This is a genomic window from Pseudoalteromonas sp. MMG013 (assembly GCF_018100885.1).
In the GTDB taxonomy this organism is placed as follows: Bacteria; Pseudomonadota; Gammaproteobacteria; order Enterobacterales; family Alteromonadaceae; genus Pseudoalteromonas; species Pseudoalteromonas aurantia.
In genome coordinates, this window is the sequence record NZ_JAGJEE010000008.1 from 58,280 (window position 1) to 80,559 (window position 22,280).

General features: G+C 42.6%; 13 protein-coding genes. 3 read left to right on the forward strand and 10 right to left on the reverse strand.

Features of this window, described 5'->3' with window-relative positions:
* Positions 1 to 28: 28 nt before the first annotated feature.
* The 3 genes from J8L98_RS10265 to J8L98_RS10275 form a co-directional block, all read right to left on the reverse strand.
* Positions 29 to 2,119: a TonB-dependent receptor gene (locus tag J8L98_RS10265; RefSeq protein ID WP_210996333.1), complete on the reverse strand. Its 2,091-nt coding sequence runs from the start codon at positions 2,117 to 2,119 to the stop codon at positions 29 to 31.
* Positions 2,120 to 2,395: 276 nt separating this feature from the next.
* Positions 2,396 to 3,286 (reverse strand): formyltransferase family protein, encoded by an 891-nt coding sequence (locus J8L98_RS10270; RefSeq protein ID WP_247682504.1) that lies wholly within the window; start codon positions 3,284 to 3,286, stop codon positions 2,396 to 2,398.
* A gap of 758 nt (positions 3,287 to 4,044) precedes the next feature.
* Positions 4,045 to 6,192: a TonB-dependent receptor gene (locus tag J8L98_RS10275; protein ID WP_210996334.1), complete on the reverse strand. Its 2,148-nt coding sequence runs from the start codon at positions 6,190 to 6,192 to the stop codon at positions 4,045 to 4,047.
* A gap of 127 nt (positions 6,193 to 6,319) precedes the next feature.
* Here J8L98_RS10275 and J8L98_RS25170 point away from each other — a divergent pair, with 127 nt between their 5' ends.
* Positions 6,320 to 7,306, forward strand: coding sequence for a helix-turn-helix transcriptional regulator (locus J8L98_RS25170; RefSeq protein ID WP_210996335.1), 987 nt, complete (start codon positions 6,320 to 6,322; stop codon positions 7,304 to 7,306).
* Here the strand turns inward: J8L98_RS25170 and sdhD are convergent.
* The 6 genes from sdhD to J8L98_RS10310 form a co-directional block, all read right to left on the reverse strand.
* Complete coding sequence (gene sdhD, locus J8L98_RS10285; protein ID WP_210996336.1) at positions 7,274 to 7,615, reverse strand: succinate dehydrogenase, hydrophobic membrane anchor protein; 342 nt, start codon at positions 7,613 to 7,615, stop codon at positions 7,274 to 7,276. The genes J8L98_RS25170 and sdhD overlap by 33 nt on opposite strands.
* Positions 7,606 to 7,986: a succinate dehydrogenase, cytochrome b556 subunit gene (gene sdhC, locus J8L98_RS10290; RefSeq protein ID WP_192509027.1), complete on the reverse strand. Its 381-nt coding sequence runs from the start codon at positions 7,984 to 7,986 to the stop codon at positions 7,606 to 7,608. The genes sdhD and sdhC overlap by 10 nt, the downstream gene beginning before the upstream one ends.
* Positions 7,987 to 8,050: 64 nt before the next feature.
* Positions 8,051 to 12,502 (reverse strand): type I polyketide synthase, encoded by a 4,452-nt coding sequence (locus tag J8L98_RS10295; protein WP_247682505.1) that lies wholly within the window; start codon positions 12,500 to 12,502, stop codon positions 8,051 to 8,053.
* 2 nt (positions 12,503 to 12,504) lie between these two features.
* Positions 12,505 to 17,751 carry a non-ribosomal peptide synthetase gene (locus J8L98_RS10300; RefSeq protein WP_210996337.1) on the reverse strand — a complete coding sequence of 1,749 codons (5,247 nt, stop codon included), beginning with the start codon at positions 17,749 to 17,751 and terminating at the stop codon, positions 12,505 to 12,507.
* A 148-nt stretch (positions 17,752 to 17,899) separates the two neighbouring features.
* Complete coding sequence (locus J8L98_RS10305; protein ID WP_192509029.1) at positions 17,900 to 18,103, reverse strand: MbtH family protein; 204 nt, start codon at positions 18,101 to 18,103, stop codon at positions 17,900 to 17,902.
* Positions 18,104 to 18,163: 60 nt separating this feature from the next.
* Positions 18,164 to 20,578, reverse strand: a complete 2,415-nt coding sequence (locus J8L98_RS10310; RefSeq protein WP_210996338.1) for a penicillin acylase family protein — start codon at positions 20,576 to 20,578, stop codon at positions 18,164 to 18,166.
* Between the two features lie 212 nt (positions 20,579 to 20,790).
* Between J8L98_RS10310 and J8L98_RS10315 the strand changes: the two genes are divergently transcribed.
* Complete coding sequence (locus tag J8L98_RS10315) at positions 20,791 to 21,300, forward strand: sigma-70 family RNA polymerase sigma factor (RefSeq protein ID WP_192509031.1); 510 nt, start codon at positions 20,791 to 20,793, stop codon at positions 21,298 to 21,300.
* Between the two features lie 35 nt (positions 21,301 to 21,335).
* On the opposite strand, the gene J8L98_RS10320 is transcribed toward J8L98_RS10315, so the two are convergent.
* Positions 21,336 to 21,773: a TerB family tellurite resistance protein gene (locus tag J8L98_RS10320; RefSeq protein WP_192509032.1), complete on the reverse strand. Its 438-nt coding sequence runs from the start codon at positions 21,771 to 21,773 to the stop codon at positions 21,336 to 21,338.
* A 54-nt stretch (positions 21,774 to 21,827) separates the two neighbouring features.
* Between J8L98_RS10320 and J8L98_RS10325 the strand changes: the two genes are divergently transcribed.
* On the forward strand, positions 21,828 to 22,196 hold the full coding sequence (locus J8L98_RS10325) for a hypothetical protein (RefSeq protein ID WP_210996339.1): 369 nt from the start codon (positions 21,828 to 21,830) through the stop codon (positions 22,194 to 22,196).
* Positions 22,197 to 22,280 lie beyond the last annotated feature (84 nt).

Sequence of the window (22,280 nt, forward strand, 5' to 3'; positions counted from 1 at the left end):
CCTCACAGCGTACATTAATTATAGAGAATTACAGATTATATGTTACAGAAAAACCAACTGTTCGCGGCTCTGTTAATTGACCAGAGGTAATTACACCTGTCACTGGTGCACGCTCAATTGCTGTTTCATTCACTTGGTCAAATGCATTATTAACATACGCATCTACTCGCCAATCTTCCGCAATATAAGCAACTGAAACACGAGTTTCTGTGTAACTATCCGTTTGATATAAATCAGCCTGACTAATTTGGACCTGAGGGTTATTTGCCAAATGACTGCGTAGTAATTTGCTTTGATAGTCACTTGTATAACGCGTATTTAAACTGAATTGAACATTATCTGTTAACCAATAATCAGCGCCAATACTTGCCGTCACGCTCGGTGCCATAGGTAACTCTTGACCTAGCAAGTGCTGATTATTGCTATCTGCACTTTCAACACTCGTATGTAATGAGCCGAAACTACCTGACAAGATCAGCGAGTCTGTGGCTGCATAGCTTAACTCAGCTTCAAATCCATAACTGTCCACTTCGTCAATGTTATGAATAATTGTATCCCATGGCTGACCTGATGCACCAGTTGCAAGCACTTGGTAATCCGAGTAATTGTTATAGAAAACATTTGCTGCGAGATTTAACGCGTCTCCCCATGATTTACGTACACTGACCTCGAACGTATCAACATATTCTGGATCATAGCTATATACAGTAGAAGAAGCCCAGCTAAAATCACCGCCACCCGAGTTGTACCCTTTTCTGAAGCTCACGCCAAGCGTGAGTTCTTCATCAATAGTATGTAAATAAGCGATTTTTGGTAAGTAAAGCGTCTCATCATTGGCAATAATAAATGAGGCACCTGATGCCGCTCTAAATTCGCGATGTTGCTTCTCTTTCTCAATTCGACCACCAGCTATCACTTGGCCTTGCTCGGAAACACTCACAGTAACCTCACCGTAAATCGCATCAGATGACGAGTCATCATCTCCTTCATATACACCTTTATTAAAGAAAGCTTGCTCACGATCATACTTATACACACCAAAGTGTCCACTCAACCCATCATCAAAAGCAAAGCCAAATTTACCATCGATAGTTTGACTTTCATCGTCCATGCGAACGTGCCACACGAGTGGGTATTGATGAAATTCATAACTATAATCAACGTCAGATACCAATAATTCAATGTCAAAGTTATCATTTATTTCATAAGACGTTTTTAATGAGGTATGCTGACTGTCTACGTCTTTGTCACGGGCATATGATGTATCACTGTCCCAAGGTGTTGAGATAGTACGATTCGCAAGATCCGGACCATCTAAATACCAGTAACGGAATCCCTCTTCTTGTGTATCAACATAACTCAATAACATGTCTAACCCATCAACTTGTGATGGTGTCCATTGTAACTTAGCATTAATACGCGTCATGCCAATCGGCTTTGGATCAAAAGGGTATGCGTCACCGTCAGCCAACTGAAACTGAGAATGGTGTTCTCTATCCACATTTTGTACCGTGAAGCGATATGCGAGTTCATTCTCTATAATCGGCGCAGACACCATAGCTGAAAGCTCTTTGCTTTGCGTTTTATTGGCGTATCCTGCTCTTACCGATGCTTCTAGTCTATCCATGGAAGGCGTATTTGTCGTGACGTAAATGATCCCTCCCATGCTGTTTCGACCACTATTAGACGACTGTGGTCCACGTAATACTTCAATTTGCTGTACATCCCACAAACCAAGATCACCGGTTAACGTGGCTACAAACGGTTCCGCTACACCATCTGTCATCACCGCAACACGTGCTTTAGCGCCTGAAGTGAAAGAATATGACCCTGTAGCAATACCTTCCCCTTTCACCCCCCGAATACTTGGCAAACTATCTGAAAAAACTACATTTGCAATATCCGATAAAATATCGACGTATGAATCTGACTGCCCATTGGCCAGCTCTTCACTCGTAATTACCGCAACCGAAGATGTGGTGTCTTTTAAAGAGCGACCTGCTTTCTCACCATAAACAACAATATTCTCTATCGACGTAATTTGTTCTTTTTCATCCGCTGAAACAGCTGCCGATACTGCCAAGGCAACCGGAACCATACAAAATGCCAGTTTATTCATTATTTCATCCTAAATTATAGTTAGCCGACCAACAGACGAACTAAATGAAGAGAAATTTAAGAATAATAGGAACTAATTTTATTTATCATTACAATTCAATATGTAACATTAAAGCCTCACTATGGACAGCACTTCATATTGTGTAGAAAAGCAACCATAAATGCACAAATACAATACTGCGTTGTCTGAGTGGAAATTGCATCATTTAGTGTTCATGATGCAATAATTAATGCCTGATACGGTCCTATATTCACCAATATTGGCATTTGAATGAGGTTACACTTTTTCTTCTGAGGTTATCTTGGTCTTAGCTAATACATGAAGCCCTTGAATCATGGCTGGGAATAGACTCTGCTGAAAGTTATTCCAACGTAGTTCAAAAATTGTATCGGTAGGTGTGATCTTGGTATTTAGAACATCATGAATAACTGGACCTGAATCAATCCCCTGATCAACATAATGCAGTGAGGCACCCGTTTTATCAATCACTTTTGTGTCAACCATTTCCATTGTCTGCCAATTAATAACCTGTTTACCTTGCGCACCATACAGGGCATCCAGTGTAGCAGTTGCACCTCTGCGCTGATAAACAGAGTCATCTTTTGTGATCCCTGGGTGAATATTAACAATACGCTTTGCGTAAGCACTCTCTTCACTCGCCAATTGATCCAAAATAACAATCAATCCATCTAACAACACCACATCAGCATCCAACTCATCCAGCTTACTTTCTAATCGCAGCTCAAAATCTCGCTTTCCTTCTCGCCATAGTTGTGACCCTTTTGGCAACTTACGGTAACTTGAAGGTACGCAACATAACAGCTCATCGACAGGCGTATTACCCACTTTGAGCGTTTCAGGATAAATCCATTCACCGTTACCAGCCACCCTCGATGTTCCGTAGTCTTGCAATTTTTGACTATCAAGCGAGTGTGTTAAATCGTCGTCAAAAATAACGCCGCTCAACTCATACAGCTCCCCCAAATCACTGCTATTTAGCTGCATCACTAGATGCTCTAATGGTGAGGTCATGTAACGTGTTTCATCTTTATATGCAATCATTCTACCCGCCATATCTGCCGCAGCATTACGCAAGGAGCACACATATACTAGTTTTAATCTACCCATAGTCTCATCACCCATTTTTTTGTACTTTTTTAAACCCATAACTCACCTGTTACGAATTACACTGTCCCATCATCAGACGCTGTACTCAGGTAAATATTTACTTAACCTCAGATTTGGATAAGGGTTTTGGAATAAAAAGTGTTTTGAAAACAAACTTACGTACAATCCAATGATAATATTTTGTTCAATATCAAGGCGTTTTTATGCAGTAATAGCGGGTTATTACAAATGAAAGCAACGCCGAGCGTGAGAAAAATAGCTTTATTGGGCAAATTCGCTTATCCAGAGCTGAGGTTACTTACTCTGTGCTCTATTGATACGCTCCACACATCAATCTCACTAGACCAATACAGGCATAAAATCTGCGATGCGTGCCAGTGCGTGTGTTATTTTGTTACTCATTATCAATATTGATCACCTGCTCGACGGCATAATAGGTAACTTGGATTAAGATAAAACCCATGCATCAAGACGGGCGCTCAATGCATGGGTTATTGTAGGAAACACTTTTAGGGGCTGTTGATCTTTCAGGTTCATTTTTGCAGCAGTTTGATTGGCTTTTATACAAGGCAGAGGCTGCGTAGCATGGTTATTCCATGTGAGTCAGCCGATAACATAGTAGAAAAGCCAATCAAGCGCTGCCTACTGGTTCTTTTGAGCACCCTTTTCTCTTTGTTGCTTAATATTCGCTTAGATCACTAAGCCACACATTAAGCGCCGCGATAAAAGCACGCTCAAAGAGAACAAAAATAGAACAGCAAAGATCAACAGCCCCTAGTTAAACAACTTAAAATCCCTTAAAACTGATAAGCAACACTGGCTTTTATGTTACGCCCTGGTTCGTAATCCATTAAAAACAACCCCTTTTCGCCCGCTAATGGGTGGCCAGTCACGCCTGTTTTAGATGACTGAGAGGCATAAAATTCATCGAATACATTGTCAATGCCAACTCGAAGGTGCAGTGCATTTATCGTCTGTGGCGTCCAATGCACCGACAAATTGTGTACCGTATAACTGCGCTTTTCACTGTTAATACTAGGGCCACCTAAAAATTGCCCTTCAGCCACACCGCCAACCATCATACCTTCCCAAGCAACATCAAGGTCATAACGCTCGAATTGGTAAGCCACACGCGTCGTAATTGTATCGCCTTGCTCTCGCTCTAATCGTGAGCCATCTAATACTTCATAATGCGAAAATGCCGACAAATCACTATTCGATTGAGCATAGGTAAATTGAATTGATAGCCGTCTATGAGTAAATTCAGAATACGCTTCAAAGCCATCAATCTGCATATCACCGATATTATCCTTCCATTGATCCCAGCGATGTTTTGGCTGTGGTTTCATTGCACTATCGTAAATATAGTTATCTATATGCGTTGAAAAAGCAGTCACCCCTGCCGACCAAGTGATTGAGTCACCTATCGTCCGTTGATAAGCAATCGCCAGTTCTGTGTTAAGCCCCGTTTCAGCTTCAATGTCATTATTTTCACTATCCCTAAGGCCTGCGCCAGCGAACACCTCGCCAATCTCAGGTCCTTTAAATAGTTCCGTGCTACTGATCTTAATCAAGAAATTCTCGGTTAGATGGTATTCCGCTGCAAGCGACAAAGACAACTCGGTAAAGTCGTTGGTGATCACTTTTGAATCAATCTTATAACTATCATGGCGTATACCTGGCATGATCACCAAGCCACTATCGAACTCAATGCGATCCTGCACAAACAGCGCTAAATTTTTAGCTTCTTCTTGTGATTGACTGAGCGTGTTATCTGGGGCCAATTTATGGAAATCCGTTTCATGTTTAAGGTAATCAGCCCCATAAGTGATGAGATGGCTTTCACGTGAAAAAAGCGCCTCAAACGGCGTCTGAGCTATGAGATTCAACCCACTATTTTTTGCCTCCCCAGTGACTTGACCCGCATTCCCCCTAAAACGCGGACTCGGTGAAAGTGCCCAACCGGCTTCATCTCGGTAAAGTTCACTGACATTGCTAAATATACTCACAGTTAAGGCAGAGCCTTGGCCCCACTCTAAATCATAGCTTAAAGTAAGCGTGTCACGAGTAAACTCTGTAGGCCATAACAAAGGCGTACCTAACCCTTTCTCAAACACAAGGTCAGTTGCCAGCCCCATATCAGGGCGGTAGCTATAATGACCTTTGTCCTCATAGGTCTCATAGCTCAACGCCAGTCGCTGATTAACATCGATGTTCCAGCCGACCTTAAGTAATGCATCATTCACATCCCCCTCAAGACCTCGGACAGTGCCATCGGTGCCCGCTATGGCCCCACCAGTTTGATCGGTAATTTCTCCGCCACCCACATCGTAGTTGTCTCGTGTGACTTGATTATAATACGCCAAGAAATCTAGCTGTTCAGTCAAGACCCCATAACCTGTCAAAGAAAAATTATGCCCTGCATTATTTGCCACACCAGCCGATACTCGCCCACCTACAGAAGCTTCAGGTGCTAACAAATCGGCGGCTTCTTTTGTTTCAAACCGTACAGCGCCACCTAAGCCACCATTTATAACCGAATTTGTGCCTGTTTCAATATCCACTGATTTAAGAATATCTGCATGGATCTGTAAATTCCCCATGTGATGGTACATATAAGAATTTTGCGCTGCACCATCAATGGAAATTTTCAGATCTTTATCATCCATACTACGAATCGTAATACGTTGATTTAAAGAGTGTGCGCCGCCCACATCAATACCTGGGATGCTGCGCAGTAAATCAGAAATATGATCTGCTTGTTTATCGGCAATATCTTGCTCTTGCAAGTAAAGCGCTGACGTTTTAACTTGCGTACTCCACACGGCGATTTTCTCTATATTATCAGCCGTTGCGTACACTGATGGCGCGATAAATACACTTGCTAAAGCTAACGTTAGGCCCGTTTTGCGAAAACCCATTTGTTGAGCCGCTAAAATCAACATACAACATCCCTTAAATGTAAATAAGAATTAATATCAATATTGTACATAGATTACAGGTTGATATTTGCTGTTCTATTTTGCAAAATCGTCTAACTTATTTGCAAAAACATCAATAAGGATTGACGTTGTGACAACTTGTATTTATGCCGATGATCTATCTTATGCCTTACAAAAAATTGGCTTAGAGTCCCGTCAACACTCGCCATCTCAGCAAACACGCGTAGCACAGGGTCATTTAAGCTTCATAGAGTTACAAAAAGGGTGTTATTTACACCGCGCTAATATCATAGAAAATAGTAATACCAGTAGCAGTGCTATCTTACCCGCAGGCTGCCATATAACAGTATTATTAGCGGGAGCTGTGTCGTTTAGAGTGGCACAAAAACGTTATCACTTTAGTGCTGATAAGGGGCCTGTTGCCTTTGTTAATATAGTCAACAAACAAGATATTTTTACCCGTTTTATGCAGGATGGGCAGCCTGTAGAAAAAGTCACCCTCAGCTGTGAGCGCAGCTGGTTTTTACAAAAGATGGCCAGTGAACAAGCCTGTCAGCAAATAGACAAGCAGCTTTTTCATTCTCAACATGTCTATATTACACCACTCACTCCCTTGCTACTCCAACAAGCCAAAACCATTGCTAATCATGATGACAGCACACCATTTTTGGCCCCGCTATTGTTAGAGCAACACGCTCTCGCATTATTGTATAATGTGATTAGCCAATTTTATCACCCTGATTCAAAACCAAATCAAGCACACTATTCACACGCACCTGTTCAAGCCAGTGAGGCTAAGCTGAGCGCATTATTATTACTTTTAGAGCAAGACTTTACCCTCACTGACATTGCCGAACAGTTAGGCGTTAGCATCAGTACATTACAGCGAAATTTTAAACGCAGTTTCAACACCACGTTAAAACAATACGTCAAAATAAAGCGCTTAGAAAAAGCCAGAAAAGCATTACTCATAGAAGGTTTAACGATAGGAGAAGCTGCATATTTAGCAAAATATACGCATGTGGGCAATTTTATTACCGCCTTTAAAAAGCACTTTGACATTACACCTATGCAGCTGATTAAATTACATCGTAATACCACCCCAGAGCAAGCCTAGGCCAAAACCCCATAATCCGAGGTTAAGCGCAACCAAAATGATATTAAAAAGTGTGTTAAAACCCCCTTTGATGTAGTCTCCAGCGATTTGCCAAGCGGCTAAAATACCATTCATCATGGTTGCCGTAAGTACCACTGTCGCGATCATTTTAAAGCACAGTGCACCGTGCAGGGATGACCACATCAAAAATGTAATTGGCCCACAAAACACCAAATACCCGATCATCGCCGCCACAAACAAAATAATGATCACGTTACAAATGCGCTGTAAGATCCATTGCTGTGTGCCGGATAAATTTATCATAGCCATATCCATACCCCTGATAACATACTCAGTAATACGCCGATAGCAATACATGCCCATGAAATTTGCGCCCCACCTTCTAAGCTCTCAAAATGCCCTGCCTCTTGAATTAAGTGCTTAACACCGCCGCATAAGTAATATCCCATTGCGGTCAAAAAAGCCCATAAGAATAGCTGGATAATCGTACTTTCATCACGTAATGCATGCAATAAAGCAAAATTTTCTGGAGATTGTAGTGAATACCATAAAGTTGGTAAATAAAAAGCAAAGCCAACCCACATCACCACGGCACTGATCCTATGTAGAATTGATGCATAAGCAGTAATCGGCAGAGCCATGGTCTGTATTGCTAAATTCATAGGCCGTTGTTTTTTCATTTTCACCTCTGAGTTGATGTTACAAAAAGCCCAAACCGATTTGGCTTGGGCTTACGGGGTACGCTTATTCCGAAAGTTGCTCGATTAACTTCCCTTCAATGATGTACGCCAAATTATCTATGCTCGGGTCTTCAAAAAATTCAGCCGGCTCTAATTCAATTGAAAACTGCTGCTTCACCTTAGCCAACATCTGAATGGCAATCAGTGAATCTCCGCCTAGCGCAAACAAGCTATCAAATACACCTATCTCATCAAAACCTAGAAACTCACGCCATACAGCCACCAGCTTATGCTCTAGTTCACTCTCTGGTGCTTCATATTCGGTGTCTAAATCTGGACGACCATGACCAGTTGGTTTGGCTGGCGCATTTAATATAGCCTGCTCGGCTTCTCGTGTGACACGAACCAATTGCGCCCAATTCATACTAGCAGCATAAACTTGTGGTTGAGCACTTGTGAATATGTCGACTAACATCGCTGCTCCAGCGTCTCCTTGTAGCCCTAAACCTTCGGGTAATTGGAACTTCGCAGCCATCCCAGTTTTAGCCCACGCATCCCAATTGATACTCACCACGGGAAAACGGTGGGATTGATGTGCCAAAGTATCTAGATAAACATTCGCAGCACAGTAGTCACTTTGACCGTATGCGCCTAATACCGAGGCTAAAGAAGAACACACCGCAAATTGCTGCAAGTTATGATGATTGAAAATGGTTAATAGGTTTTGCGTACCTTCCACCTTCGCCGATAAAGTCAGTTGGGCTTGATCTAAATGCATCGTACGAATAAAACCACCACCAGGTAAACCCGCACTATGGATCACATGAGTAATTGCACCAACTTGCTGCTCTGCTTTTTTCACTGATTGTGTTAATTGTGCAATATCAAGTACATCAGCGGTAACCACCACAACCTCAACTTGTGTTTGTAAGGCTAGTAATGTGGTTAGCTGAGCACGTAATTTATCATCTGTGTCACTGTTTTCTGCCAATGCCTGCCATTGTGAAGCCGGGGCAAAATCACTACGCGTTTGCAATACTAAAGCATGCCCTTGGCTTGCAAGAAACTGTGCTAAATGTAAGCCAACACCTCCTAACCCTCCCGTAATGAATGTGACTCCCACATCTATCGACGCATTTGCCATAGCTGGCAATTCACATTCATTGAGTACAAAACGCTGCTTACCACGATAAGCCACCTCATTGTGTTCATCACCAGTCGCATCGACTAAATCTTCAACCACCTGGCTCAATAGATTATCTGAAAGAGATAAGTTTGCCGCGCTAAATTCAAACACTCGAGTCGATATTTGATGCTCGAGTGGCAAGCCCCGAGTTAACCCCAGTAACGTTGATTTCTCTGGTGATAAAGTTTCATCAGCTAACACCGAAAATAACTCTGTCGCCAATACACTTAACCGAATATTAAAGGTATTAACCAAATTTTGTACTAAGGGTAATAACCGATGATACCCCAGCGCATCGTGCGGCTTTGCTACATCCAGAAAGCGCGCATCAATAAAGTGTGTCACGACAGGCTGCTGTGATAGCAATGTTTGTAGCTGAATCCAATGTTCAGCGTTACTATAGTCGAAATGAACATGCCCATTTTCTTGCACACTCACACCTTGTTCACTACCGTGTTCCAAATACCAAAGGGTGGTTACCTGAGCACCTCGTTCCACCAAACCATGACTAATCGTACTACAGACCTCTGAGTCAGAAGCCAAGAGTAAAAAGTGTTGTTCAGCTAAGTTACCAGTATCCGAAATCAAAGGTTTTTGCTGCCAAACTGGCTGCAATAGCTGCGGCTTATGCAGGGGTAATTCCACGTTATTGACGTTGATAGAGTGATCCGTAGATTTTGCTTCTACCCAATATTCATTATTACTAAATTGATATTCAGGTAAAATATTTTCCCCTCTGGGGATAAGCTCACCACAACGCTGCCAATCAAGTGTCATACCTAACTGCCATAATGTAGCGACAGTTTTTGCAAAGGGCGCTATAGGCTCTTTAACCTCTCTGACATGCGCAATTGAATGTAATACAGTAAGTTCATCAGAAATAGTACACTGCCGTGCTAATTTTTGTAGTGTATCCCCAGGTCCAGCCTCAATAAATACATCACAATGGTTTGCCAACGTTTCTACGCCCGCCACAAAATTAACGGGCTGACGGATATGGTCTAACCAATATTGTACTGAAGTTGCCTGCTCATCTGAGATCAATTGCCCTGTCACGTTACTCACAAATGGTATTTCTGGCGCATTCAATTGTACCTGCTCTAATGCCACCCTAAATTCCGGTAATACCGCATCAGTCAAATGACTATGAAAAGCATGAGAAACATGTAAGCGCGTACAACTAATTTGCTGTGCCTTCAATTGCGTTTGGAGTGCTTTAATCGCTTCTTTTGTTCCTGATACAACGGTATTTGTTGGGCTATTCAATGCCGCAATATCTAACGCGTCAGTCAAATATGGTCTGAGTGATTGCTCATCGCCTACGACTGATAGCATGGTGCCAGGTGCCATGCTTTGTAACGTTTCACCTCTGGCAGTAACCAATGTTACAGCTGTGTTTAACGACATAACATTTGCCAAACATGCAGCCACATACTCACCAATGCTGTGGCCAAGCATTGTCGTAATTTTTAACCCGATATCTTGATACGTTTTTGCCATCGCATACCCAACAACAAACAAGGCTGGTTGCGTTACACGTGTTTGATTTAATAACTGATTAGCCGCTAGTACTTGATCATCTTCAGGCATGAAGACGGTCAATAGTTGTGCTTGCAAAGTGGCAGAAAAGCAGCCCACAACTGCATCGAATGCGGCTTTAAAAGTAGGGTTGTGCTGTAGTAATGGTTGCGCCATTGTCACATATTGCGAACCTTGCCCTGAAAACATCAAACCAACACGAACATCTGAAACTTTCTTAGCAACCACTTCGCGGCTCAATAAAGATACTGCTTGCTCATGATCTCGTACTACAAATGCTTTTCGATAAGCAAGTGCTGCACGTTTATGCTGCAATTGTGCAGCTGTTTCACGCAAACGACTAGGCTGAGCAACTAACGTTTTTTGAACGGCAGCCACTTGTGCTTCCAACCCCTCACGGGTAGTACTGCTAATGGGTAATATATACCAAGGCGTGCGCACTTTATTATCGTCATCTTTGGTCTGTGATGTAGACTCGTACTCTTCTAAAATCACATGTGCATTGGTGCCACCCATCCCTAAAGAACTTACGGCGGCTCTGCGAGGTCCATTGCTATCCCATGCTTTTAAAGCGGTATTAACGTAAAATGGACTGTCAGCGAAATTAATTGCAGGGTTGGCAGGCTCGCTATGAATACTCGGTGGTAGCTGCTTGTGCCGTAAAGCTTGCACCGCCTTGATCAAGCCTGTAACCCCTGCGGCCGAGTCTAAATGGCCAATATTGGCTTTAATCGATCCAATGGCACAATATTGCGTCGCATTTGACTGGTAGGCTTGACGTAATGCAGCTATCTCAATCGGATCTCCTAACTTTGTGCCTGTACCATGCGCTTCAATGTATCCAATTGAATCCGGCTCTACGTCAGCGAACGCCAGCGCAGCGCTTACAGCATTGGCTTGCCCGGTTACACTCGGCGCGGTATATCCTATTTTATCTTTGCCATCATTATTGATCGCCGACCCTCTGATCACAGCCAAAATATTATCGTCTGCGTGCAATGCATCTTCCATACGCTTTAGCACCACCGCAGCGCTGCCACTGCCGATTAAAATGCCATCCGCCTTTTCTGAAAATGCACTTAACTGTCCAGTCGGTGATAAACTCCCCCCTACAGGAGCATGATAGCCTTGATCTGCAGCAAGATTTAACCAAACACCGCCAGCCAGTGCGGCATCACTTTCAAAGTTCTGTAACGAACGACATGCCATGTGAACCGCGACAAGTGACGTAGAACACGCAGTTTGTACTGTTACAGATGGACCTTTAAGATTTAATTCATAACTTACGCGAGTCGCCAATGAATCTTTGTCATTACCATTGGTCAATGCTAATAAGCTGGTAATATCATTTTGGGTGTTATTTGATAATAAGTTTTGCAACAAATAACTGGGTACACCACATCCAGCAAACACGCCGGTCAAATTATCTGAGCTTGGCATGACACCTGCATTTTCAAGTGCATGCCAACATGTTTGCAGAAATATGCGCTGTTGTGGATCAAGTTGCTCTGCTTCTTTTGGGCTATAACCAAAAAAACCAGCATCGAACTCTCTCATACCCGAAAATGGGATGCCGGCTTTCACATAGTCAGGGTCTAAAAGGACGTCCGAGTCTACACCCGCCTCTCGCAACTGTGCATCACTATATGGCGTAATACTACAGTGCTGGTTCGCCACATTTCGCCATAACTCATCAACATTACTTGCATCAGGAAAACGTCCCGCCATGCCTACAATGGCAATATCTACGCTGCTATATTCTATTTGCTGCTCTTGGGTCATATCATTCATTATTAAGATCCTGTCACTTTACGACGACGTGCAGCAATTGCGCCCATACCGCGTCGTTGTTTTTCTCTGTTAGGTTGCTGCTGTGATTTTATCTGTGTGTTAGTGCTCTGAAGTGCTTCAGCTAAACCTGCTATCGTTGGATAGGTAAACAGTTCTGTTACCTCTAAATTGGGGTGATCGACCTGTAAGTCCCCATGTACCGCCAATAACAATAAAGAATGCCCACCAATATCAAAAAAGTTAGCATTGCGGTCTATTTGAGTCTGACGTAATTGTTTCGCCCAGATCTCATGAATATACTGTTCCATTGCATTACTGGCTGGCGTGATGGTGTGTCCTGTTGATAGGTCTGTCAGCACTGGTAAGTTTTGACGATCAACTTTACCACTCGAATTGATCGGCAGCTCAGCCACAACCTCAATATGCTCAGGTACCATGTAACTAGGTAATTGGTTTTTCAATACGTGTTTAATTTGCTTGCTCGTCACATTCCCTTGTGCATTTGCAACATATGCACAAAGACGAGTACCGTGCTCACTCTCTCGTGGTACAACAACCGCAAATTCAACGTCTGGAAGCGTTGCTAGTACATGTTCTATCTCGCTCAGTTCAACTCTAAAGCCGCGCACTTTGACTTGATGGTCTCGACGACCATGGTAGTGAAGTTGTCCGTCACGCCAACTCACAAGATCTCCGGTTGCATACATTCTCGCACCCAATTCATCTGCGTATGGATCCGCAACAAATACCTGCGCTGTTTGCGCTGCACGTTGCCAATAACCTCGTGCTAGTTGCGCACCTCCGACGTAAAGCTCTCCAACTTGTCCATCACACACTAAATCCAATTGTTCGTCTAAGACGTATAGCTGGCGTCCGGCAAGTGGGCGACCAAGCGGCACCGCCTCTTGTTCACGGGTGTTATGACGTAACTGCGCACAATCATAAATCGCCACCTCAACGAGCGCCTCCGTTGGCCCATAGGTATTCAATAACTTAACGTGACTCAACCCCGCAGCATGCCAATCTTGAATTGCAGCCAGTGACATTGCCTCTCCGCCAGAATGCACTTGACGCAACTGAGGTAAAATTAACGACCCTTGGGATGTTGCCATTTGAGCCCATGATTTAGCCACTGTACGCCAATACGCTGCGCTCAAATCCATTACGCTAATATGATGTTTTTGTGCCTGCGTCAGTAGTTTTTTAGCGTCCCACAAACTATCATCGCGCAACACAATGGCCCCACCAACGCACCAGGTAGGGAAAACTTGTTCAACAAATGCGTCAAAATTCGCGGTGGCAAATTGCAGTACCACATCACTTTCTCGTAATCGAATAAACTCCACAGCAGATTCAATATACTGTGCTAGAGGTCCATGAGGGATCGCTACTCCCTTAGCCTTACCCGTTGATCCCGACGTGTAATTTAAATACGCTGTTTGCTGCGGGTGCACCGCGATATTTGGCGCGGTCATGTTCAAGTCACCATTTACCAATAACGCAGTTGGCGCAAGCCAAGTACCCGCAAATTGCAGTGTACATTCTTGGTGCTCACTAAAAATAACGACACAACCACTATCATCAAGCATGTGTTGCAATTTTTCAGCGGGAAATGCCCTATCTAAAGGCAAGTATGCAGCACCCACCTTTAAAATCGCTAAAATTGACGCCAGCATATTTGGTGTCCGTGCCAACATCACACCCACAACCGATTCCGCTTTCACATTATTGCTTAATAAAATATCGGCAAGCGCATTACTGTGTCGCTCCAACCAACTATAGCTATAATGTGCGTCCTGAAATACCAGTGCAGTTCGCTCTGGCTCTCGTTGCGCAATGTCAGTTACAGTGACCAACCAGTGTCTATCTGGCGCTACTTGTTTTTCACCTTTACCTAGTGTTAAAAGAGCTGCATGTTTCTCTTTCGACAATAATGTAACCTCTGAAATTGACGGCACCGATGATTGACTTAGCTGTTCAAGTAATACCGCAAAGCTTTCTTTTAGACTCTCTATTGTTTCATGGTGATACAAATTTTCGGCATATTGAAACTCGATATGTAGCTGTCCATTGGCCATTAACCTTGAGTCTAAGCTCACATCAAATTGTGCCAAGGACTGCAATGGCTGCACCTGTACCAACTCAGCGTCAGGCAAGCTCGACAGTATTGAAAAGTCATGCTCTACATGGTTAAACATCACCTGGAATAAAGGGGTTTCACCGAGATTTCGTACTGGGTTAATCACTTCAACTAATCGTTCAAACGGTAACAATTGGTTTTTTTGCGCGGCAATTGAGGTCGACTTACATTGCTGTAAAACATCATTAAATGACATCTGAGAATGTAATCGCGCAGTATAAACTTGTGTATTAATAAAGTAACCGACCAAGCGCTGTAACGCATTTTGGTTTCTATTAGCAATCGGTACTCCGATGCGCGGTGCGGCCAACCCTGTACGTCGATAAAACAGAACTTGTAATGCACTCAACAGCAACATAAACAAGCTTGCCCCTTGCTGATGTGCACGCTTTTGCAGTTGTTCAACTTGCACATGACCTAACGACAATGTGGTTGTCTGCATTGGAGAGGCTTGATTACCTGAGCGCGGTTTATCAGGTACAAGTAATACTTCATCTCCTGTTTGCATTAACTGTGCTTGCCAATACTCTAATTGAGCTTGCGCCTCACCTGATGCGAGCCAACCTTGCTGCCAGCTTGCATAGTCACCATATGCAATTGCATTACTCGTTATCGCACTTTCACGCTCACCTTCGCTTAAGCGAATATAATTTTGCACGACGCTTTCTAGCATTAGATCAAATGACCAGGCATCGCCCGCGATATGGTGTAAAATAATTACCCAGTGAAAAGTATGTTCCGACGTTTTAATTAAAGCGATACGGCAATTTTCACCTTGTGATAAATTAAAAGGCTGCTGATTAAACTCTGTTGTCCATTGCAAGGCCGATTGAGCGCTGGCACTTAAATCCACATAACGCCAATTTAGAGATTGCTTTTGCGGGGTTTGCACCACTTGACTGGCGCTCGTCTTATAATAACGGTGTGTTAGTATTGGGTGTTGTAGCAACAACATTTCACAGCTTGCTTGAAACAGTGAAACATCTATCTGCCCTGCTAAGTCAAACATTCCACCAATATGATACGCGTTACTTTTAGGCTGTAATTGCCACAAGAACCACTGTCTCAACTGCTGTGCACTCAATGGGGCTTCGGTAACATTTAACACTGTAATATCATGTAATGTTTGTTGTCTGGCATGTGTCACTAGGTCATAAAAGGCACCAAATCGAGTGGCTTCAAAAACGCTTGCCGGTTCGATGTAACAGTTAAATTGCTGCTGAACCTGCGCTAACAATTGCGTTGCTTTAATTGAGTTACCACCCAATGCAAAGAAGTCTGCGTCTTTGCTGCGCACAGGATAACGCAATACTTGCTGCCAAATATCAACCAGCCGTTGCTCATCTTCATTCCACAGTGTTATGTCACTTGGAGCCCCATTTTCCAACATCTGTAACTGGTGTTGGTCAAATACACCATAGCTTGGCAATGAGTCTTGTAAATGTAATTTTAAACACGCACTACGCTGTAGCTTGCCGCTCGACGTTTTTGGTAACCCTCCTTGATCAAGCAACAGTAATAATTTTGGAGCAACCTTAAATTCACTGATAATAAAATCACGAACGATTTGTGCTGTGACTTGCTCTGCGGTGTCATTGCGATAACTATTGCTGGTTTCGATTGCCAGCCCTATCCCTTCTCCACTTTCATGACTTTTGACTGGAAATGCAGATACGCGACCCTTGCGTACAAATTGCAGGCTATCCTCAATCGCACGTTCAATATCTTGCGGATAAATATTGTGGCCATTCATAATGATCAAGTCTTTTTGCCGACCTGAAATATACAGCTGCCCTTCGAAAATGTAGCCCACATCACCAGTTCTTAGCCAACGCTTGCCATCTAACTCAACAAAAGTATCCGCGGTTGCTTGTGCATTTTGCCAATATCCAACAGCAATACTTGGTCCAGCGGCCCAAATTTCACCAATAGTTCCATCATCTACCTTGGCAAGGGTATTCACATTGGTAATTCTCAATGTATGCTTCGAAGGTGTATACCCACAGCTCACTTGGTGACTATACTCATGACTATTGCGATTATCTTGTGGTACTACCTGACGCGCTTTTCCTGCACTTAACGCGTTATTACAAAATGCCTCAATTTGTGCGCCAGCTCCCGCTTTACTCCCCGTCACTAACAGCGTCCCTTCCGCTAAACCATAGCAAGGATACAATGCCTCTTCTTTAAAACCATTAACGCTAAAACTGTCCGCAAAGTCATACAAGGTGTCATGCCTGATCGGCTCTGCACCTGAAAATGCAACGCGCCAACTGGATAAATCTAACGCGGCTCTTTGCTTGTCTTTAATACGCTCCAGGCATAACCGAAAGGCAAAATCAGGCCCACCAGAGATAGTGCCTTTATACTCGCTGATTAACTCTAACCAGCGTACTGGCTTCTCCATAAAGTAACGCGGAGATGCCAAAACTAACGGAAAGCCCGAGAATACAGGTTGTAATAAACCACCAATAAGGCCCATATCATGGAACAACGGCAACCAACTCACGAATACATCTTCAGCAGATGTTTCAATGACTTCCGCTATTGCTCGTTCATTCGCTATTAAATTGCGGTGACTGACCATCACCCCCTTTGGCTTCGCTGTCGATCCTGAGGTGTACTGTAAAAATGAGATATCATTTTCACAAGCGTCATACCTTTGTACTTGGGCGATCGATTCATCCAATGTATCAACCACTAACATGGTGCTATTGCTTGTTTGTTCTACCATTGCATGCACCGTCTCAGCAAAGCGTGTCGTCGTTAATACAACAGCGGCTTGAGAGTCTTCTGCAATGCCAACGGTTCGAGCAATATGCTGCTCTTTTGTCGATTCTGGCGGAAAACTCGGAATGGCGGTTACACCTATGTATTGACATGCAAAAAAACTCGACACATAGTCAATACCAGAATCCATTAATATTAATGCGCGATCTCCCGCTTTTGCTTGTGTGTGAATGTGGTTAGCTAACCAGATACAGCGTTGGTACAAAGCATGATATGTCCAAGAAGTACGTTGCTTCCGATCAACACAAATGAGTGCAACGCGATCGGGGGTTTGCTCAGCATGCTGAGCTAAATAATCCATGATGGTAATGGCTGACATATCAGGCTCCATTAGAAAATTAACTGGCTATGTTATTGGTAGGAATGTGTAAGATTTGAATACAAAACAATAGATTATGTCTTATGTAGTAGCGATATAAACACAGCGTACGACTACCATACCGTTTTATATCACTACTAATTTGACTTTACTTAGCCATTGCTTCACGTAGGCTAGCTGGACGCATATCGGTCCAGTTTTCATTAATATACGTTAAACATGTATCCTTACTGCCTTCAATGCCGACATCTTTCCAACCACCAGGAACACTTTTATAACTCGGCCAAAGTGAATACTGCTCTTCGTGATTCATAAGTACTTTAAAAGTGCCATTCTCGTTGTCAAAACTCATCGTGTTTCCTAAAAATCATTTGCGACTAATGGCTTTGTGACGCTCGACAATGAAAGATTTTTAGTCTTTTTCTATCTTTAATGTGATTTTACTTTTTAGCTGCTTAGCTAAGTCTTCTCTCCTATAAGGCAAATCAACCAATTGTTGCATTTGGCTGTACTGCAAACTCTGATCAGTAAAGTGCTTTGATCCTGCTAAAGTTGATTGGGAAAAGCTCAATAAGCCTCGCGCTTTTGGACCTGTACTTTCAAACCCCACCACCATCATCCAACTTGATCCAAAATGTACGGGAATACCATCTTGATTTAACCCTGACCAAGTTGGAGCTTTGGTAAGAGGGTTATTAACTCCCGCACGTACAGATGGCGAAAATGACGTCATATCCATATGGTTACTTGCAGCATAAATATTAAACCCTCCAACATGATGGGTAGCTCCAGGCCAGCGGATCCGACGTGCGTCTTTTTGTAAATACTGCACATCTCCCCACTTAGCGTCTAACGCAAAACCTGCACTTGTAACCAATTCAGCTGCGACCGCTAAACGTTTCAAAATATCACTGTTTTTCACTAAATCTCTAGGCGTGTTAATTGGATCTTTGGAATCAAATTTCACATTAAAGTCTGCTTCTAAATCAATCATATATACTAATTCATTGATTAAATGCGCCGCTTTAGAGTCTAAATTAAACATTCCATCCCATAAGGTCACTGCACGGCATGCAGCGTCCACATTCCCAGCGACTTGACCCGCAAATAGGATGCAAGCAGTTTGCAAATCAGATTTAAAACGCGAGAAGAATGTACTATTGTCCAACAGGGCATGCTCCACTTCAGCAATAGTGAACTTGCCATCTTGGCCTGCTCGATTAGACAACATATCGAGGCTAAGTCGTGTACGCATTGATTGCATCACAGCAAACTTGCCATATAACGGTGAGTGCTCCACTAGTGGTTCTAAAGCATTGGTTAACCAATAGGAATCATTTGAGTTTTGCACGTAATCATTTCGCTCTAACTGTGGGGCATGTTCAAACTCCACCTCTGCATTAAAAATGAAGCTACGCTCTTTTGCGGGTAATACAATTAACCCCGATCTTGCAAAGGTGTTTGCGCTGATTGGATCCGTTTTCAAAAAGGTAATCGCCTTTGATGACAACAAAGGCACGTTGGAGTCATCAATGTAGAATGTATTTCCATCCTTATCAGCCATCAATGTGTTATTAAACATCATGCCATCAAGATCTTGAAATGTTTGTTTAAACTCAGCCAAATCATCTGCTTCATTCATTGCTAACCAATGGTCTATTGAGTCAAAGCTATCTAAGTTGGCATCTTTTAACACATACACAAACTGATCATCCCAAGGGAAGCGTTTACTATCCTCAATAACGATGCCGATATCTGTGTAAAAAACTGTTTTTCTGAGCGTTTGTGTGCCATTACCTATTTTTACCTGAATATCAATATCGCGTGATTCGATGGTTTGCCATTGTCCATCTAATTCATAACTGAGCTTATCATTAGGCTTCAGTGACAAACGATAAAACACCGCATGTTTCGCGGCTGAAAACGTATGAGTCCAAGCTAATGAGTCATTAAAACCTATATTAACAGGGCCTGGAAATCCTATAATTGATGCCCCCATTGCATTTATCCGATCTGTTACCGTTGCCTGATTGGCCCAGAACCTAAAATTACCGTTAAACGGAAAATGAGGGTTCGCCATCACAATCCCACGACTATTTTTAGTTTTTTCTTTACCGAGTGCCCAACCATTCGAGCCCTGTTGATGTTCTGGTATTGAAAAGTCAGTTTGGACGAGATTCATTTCCCATGAATTTCTCACCATATTTTTAACCAGATAAGGCCGCCACTCATCTTGCTCCCCCGGATGGGCTTGAACAAAAGCAGGAACAAAGCGTCCTGAGCTACTTTGTATCCCCAGCGATAATATACCCGCCACAACATCCACTGCGTCAATCGGCATCACCCATGATGCACCTAAGCACTCTTTTCCCAATTTTTCATGACCTAAATTCACCTCAGCTAAAAAATGGTTATAACCAGCGGCAAACCCTTCAGCTAAAGCTTGTGTGTCATCGGAAAGCTCAGAGTAATGTCGTTGAGTTCGTCCGTAGACGTCCAAAATGCGATAACCAAAATCGGAAATAACATGTGCGTTATCGTTAAGCTGTCGATCTGGACCCAAATACTCAGCGCGCTGTCCTCTATTACGTAAATATCCATCGGCTAAAATACAAATATGATCTTGAGCTTGAGCATACGCATTACCATAGGCTAACCCGTACAAACTCGTCGCTTCAATATGTGCCATGCCATATTGGCTACGCATCACATTCACCGTTTCGGATAATATTTTTGAGGATGTATTTTCGGATGCTACAGCAAGTTGTAAACCGAAAAATAAGAACAATATACTCAATACTTTGACCATAACCTTATGTGTTGCCATTACTTTCCTTAATTACTAGTTCTTTCAATAAAAGCGGCATTCAAACCACCTAGTGGACAAAAAGCCTACATCGCTTACCTGTTCTGGTTAAGTAAATGTAACTTTGTCTACTATGACCATTGACAAAGAGTGAAATTTATAAATAATACACAACTGATAATCATTTGCATTTTCACTATTGTTATAATATTGAGTACAATAAGGAGTATTTCGTGTCGCAGTTCGCAAATAAGTGGTCTCAGGTTATTGCACAAAATCAAGCTAAGTTGCTTGCTTACTTAAGTAATATTTTACGCTGCCCTTATCTTGCGGAAGATGCCCTTCAAGATACATTTATTCGGTTATCTGGTATGTCTGAGAATCAAAACTACCAAGTAAAAAATGCGACAAGCTATGCATACCAAGTAGCAAGAAATATCGCGATTGATATGTTGCGAAAACAAACACGGGAAGCATGGGTTGATATTGAATGTGTGCAAACTGAACAGTTCAATGACGATAATTCAAATATTGAAAAGCGCTACTTACAACGCCAAGTGTCACAGCAAGTAAATAAAACAATCAATAAATTATCTACAAGGCACCAAAATGTGGTGAGTTTTTATAGAAGTGGAAAAATGAAGCAAAAAGACATCGCTAAAATGTATCAGATCAGTCCAACATTAGTTAACTTTATGCTCAAAGAAGTGGTGCAATCATGTAAGTCAGAATTAGCGCACTAGCCTACTTTTTAACCCTAATTTTGATCGCGTAGTATTCATTGAGCGGCCAATTTGGCCGCGATAAAATCTGCATGACTGACATATAATAGCCCTGCAATTTTACGAATAATATGGTCTTCATAACGGTCAATATCATTATCTGCATATGCAACAAACCACAGTAGTTGCACAATTTCAATACGCTCGATATCCGATGTATTATTATTAATTTGTTTAACGAAGGCATAGAGATCTATCGCCTGCTCAACGAGTTGCTGTGCTAACGTGATCAGCGCATTTACCTGTTTATCATCGAGCTCACAGCGTTCCACAAGCACTTCAGTGACTTTAATTAATTCTATTTCAAGTACCTTGCCGTCAGCACGCATTACCTCAATCAATAACGCAGCCAGCGCAGTATTAAAATCAATCGTATTTTTTTCTCTTGGCTGCTCAGATAATTCCTTTAATAGTTTTTTTATTTGTTTAAACAATCCGGACTCTCCAATATGTTATTCTTAAAAGTAGCAATATTTTTAAGGAAATTCATGTTTGCGCTCAATGTATCACCCCAATTAAAATGTACCAGTATTGCCGTGCTACTTTTTCTAGCAGGGTGCCACCACACTCCAGCTAAGTTAGGTGAAGTGCAAAAGCTATATGACTTCGACCATAAGGTGCACTATAGACTAGTACAATACAGCGAGAGACGGTTTGCCATCAGGATCCTCGCGGACAGCTATCAGGCATTTACCCAACAAAGTGTGTTTTTACTTAGACATAGTAGACAGTTATGTAAAGAGTTAGTTCCACAACTGACACTCAGAAAGGGGATTCAGCGCTTTGAAAGGCTACCTACAGAGCCTAGACCATATAAGCCTGATCTGTACGCGGAAATCAAGTGTATCACTCCCTGAGGTGATTGAGAGCACAATCAATTATCTACGAAGGTTGAAATCGCAAGCATAAAAAAACCCAAGCCTAAGCTTGGGTTTCTTATG

What these genes read in the sequence shown, in the direction of transcription:
- sdhD (WP_210996336.1), bottom strand. Translation starts at nt 7,615, where the DNA reads ATGGCTATGATAAATTTATCCGGCACACAGCAATGGATCTTACAGCGC.
- J8L98_RS10325 (WP_210996339.1), top strand. Translation starts at nt 21,828, where the DNA reads ATGTTTGCGCTCAATGTATCACCCCAATTAAAATGTACCAGTATTGCC.
- J8L98_RS10295 (WP_247682505.1), bottom strand. Translation starts at nt 12,502, where the DNA reads ATGAATGATATGACCCAAGAGCAGCAAATAGAATATAGCAGCGTAGAT.
- J8L98_RS10305 (WP_192509029.1), bottom strand. Translation starts at nt 18,103, where the DNA reads ATGAGTTTTGACAACGAGAATGGCACTTTTAAAGTACTTATGAATCAC.
- J8L98_RS10275 (WP_210996334.1), bottom strand. Translation starts at nt 6,192, where the DNA reads ATGTTGATTTTAGCGGCTCAACAAATGGGTTTTCGCAAAACGGGCCTA.
- J8L98_RS10310 (WP_210996338.1), bottom strand. Translation starts at nt 20,578, where the DNA reads ATGGCAACACATAAGGTTATGGTCAAAGTATTGAGTATATTGTTCTTA.
- J8L98_RS10300 (WP_210996337.1), bottom strand. Translation starts at nt 17,751, where the DNA reads ATGTCAGCCATTACCATCATGGATTATTTAGCTCAGCATGCTGAGCAA.
- J8L98_RS10270 (WP_247682504.1), bottom strand. Translation starts at nt 3,286, where the DNA reads ATGGGTTTAAAAAAGTACAAAAAAATGGGTGATGAGACTATGGGTAGA.
- sdhC (WP_192509027.1), bottom strand. Translation starts at nt 7,986, where the DNA reads ATGAAAAAACAACGGCCTATGAATTTAGCAATACAGACCATGGCTCTG.
- J8L98_RS10265 (WP_210996333.1), bottom strand. Translation starts at nt 2,119, where the DNA reads ATGAATAAACTGGCATTTTGTATGGTTCCGGTTGCCTTGGCAGTATCG.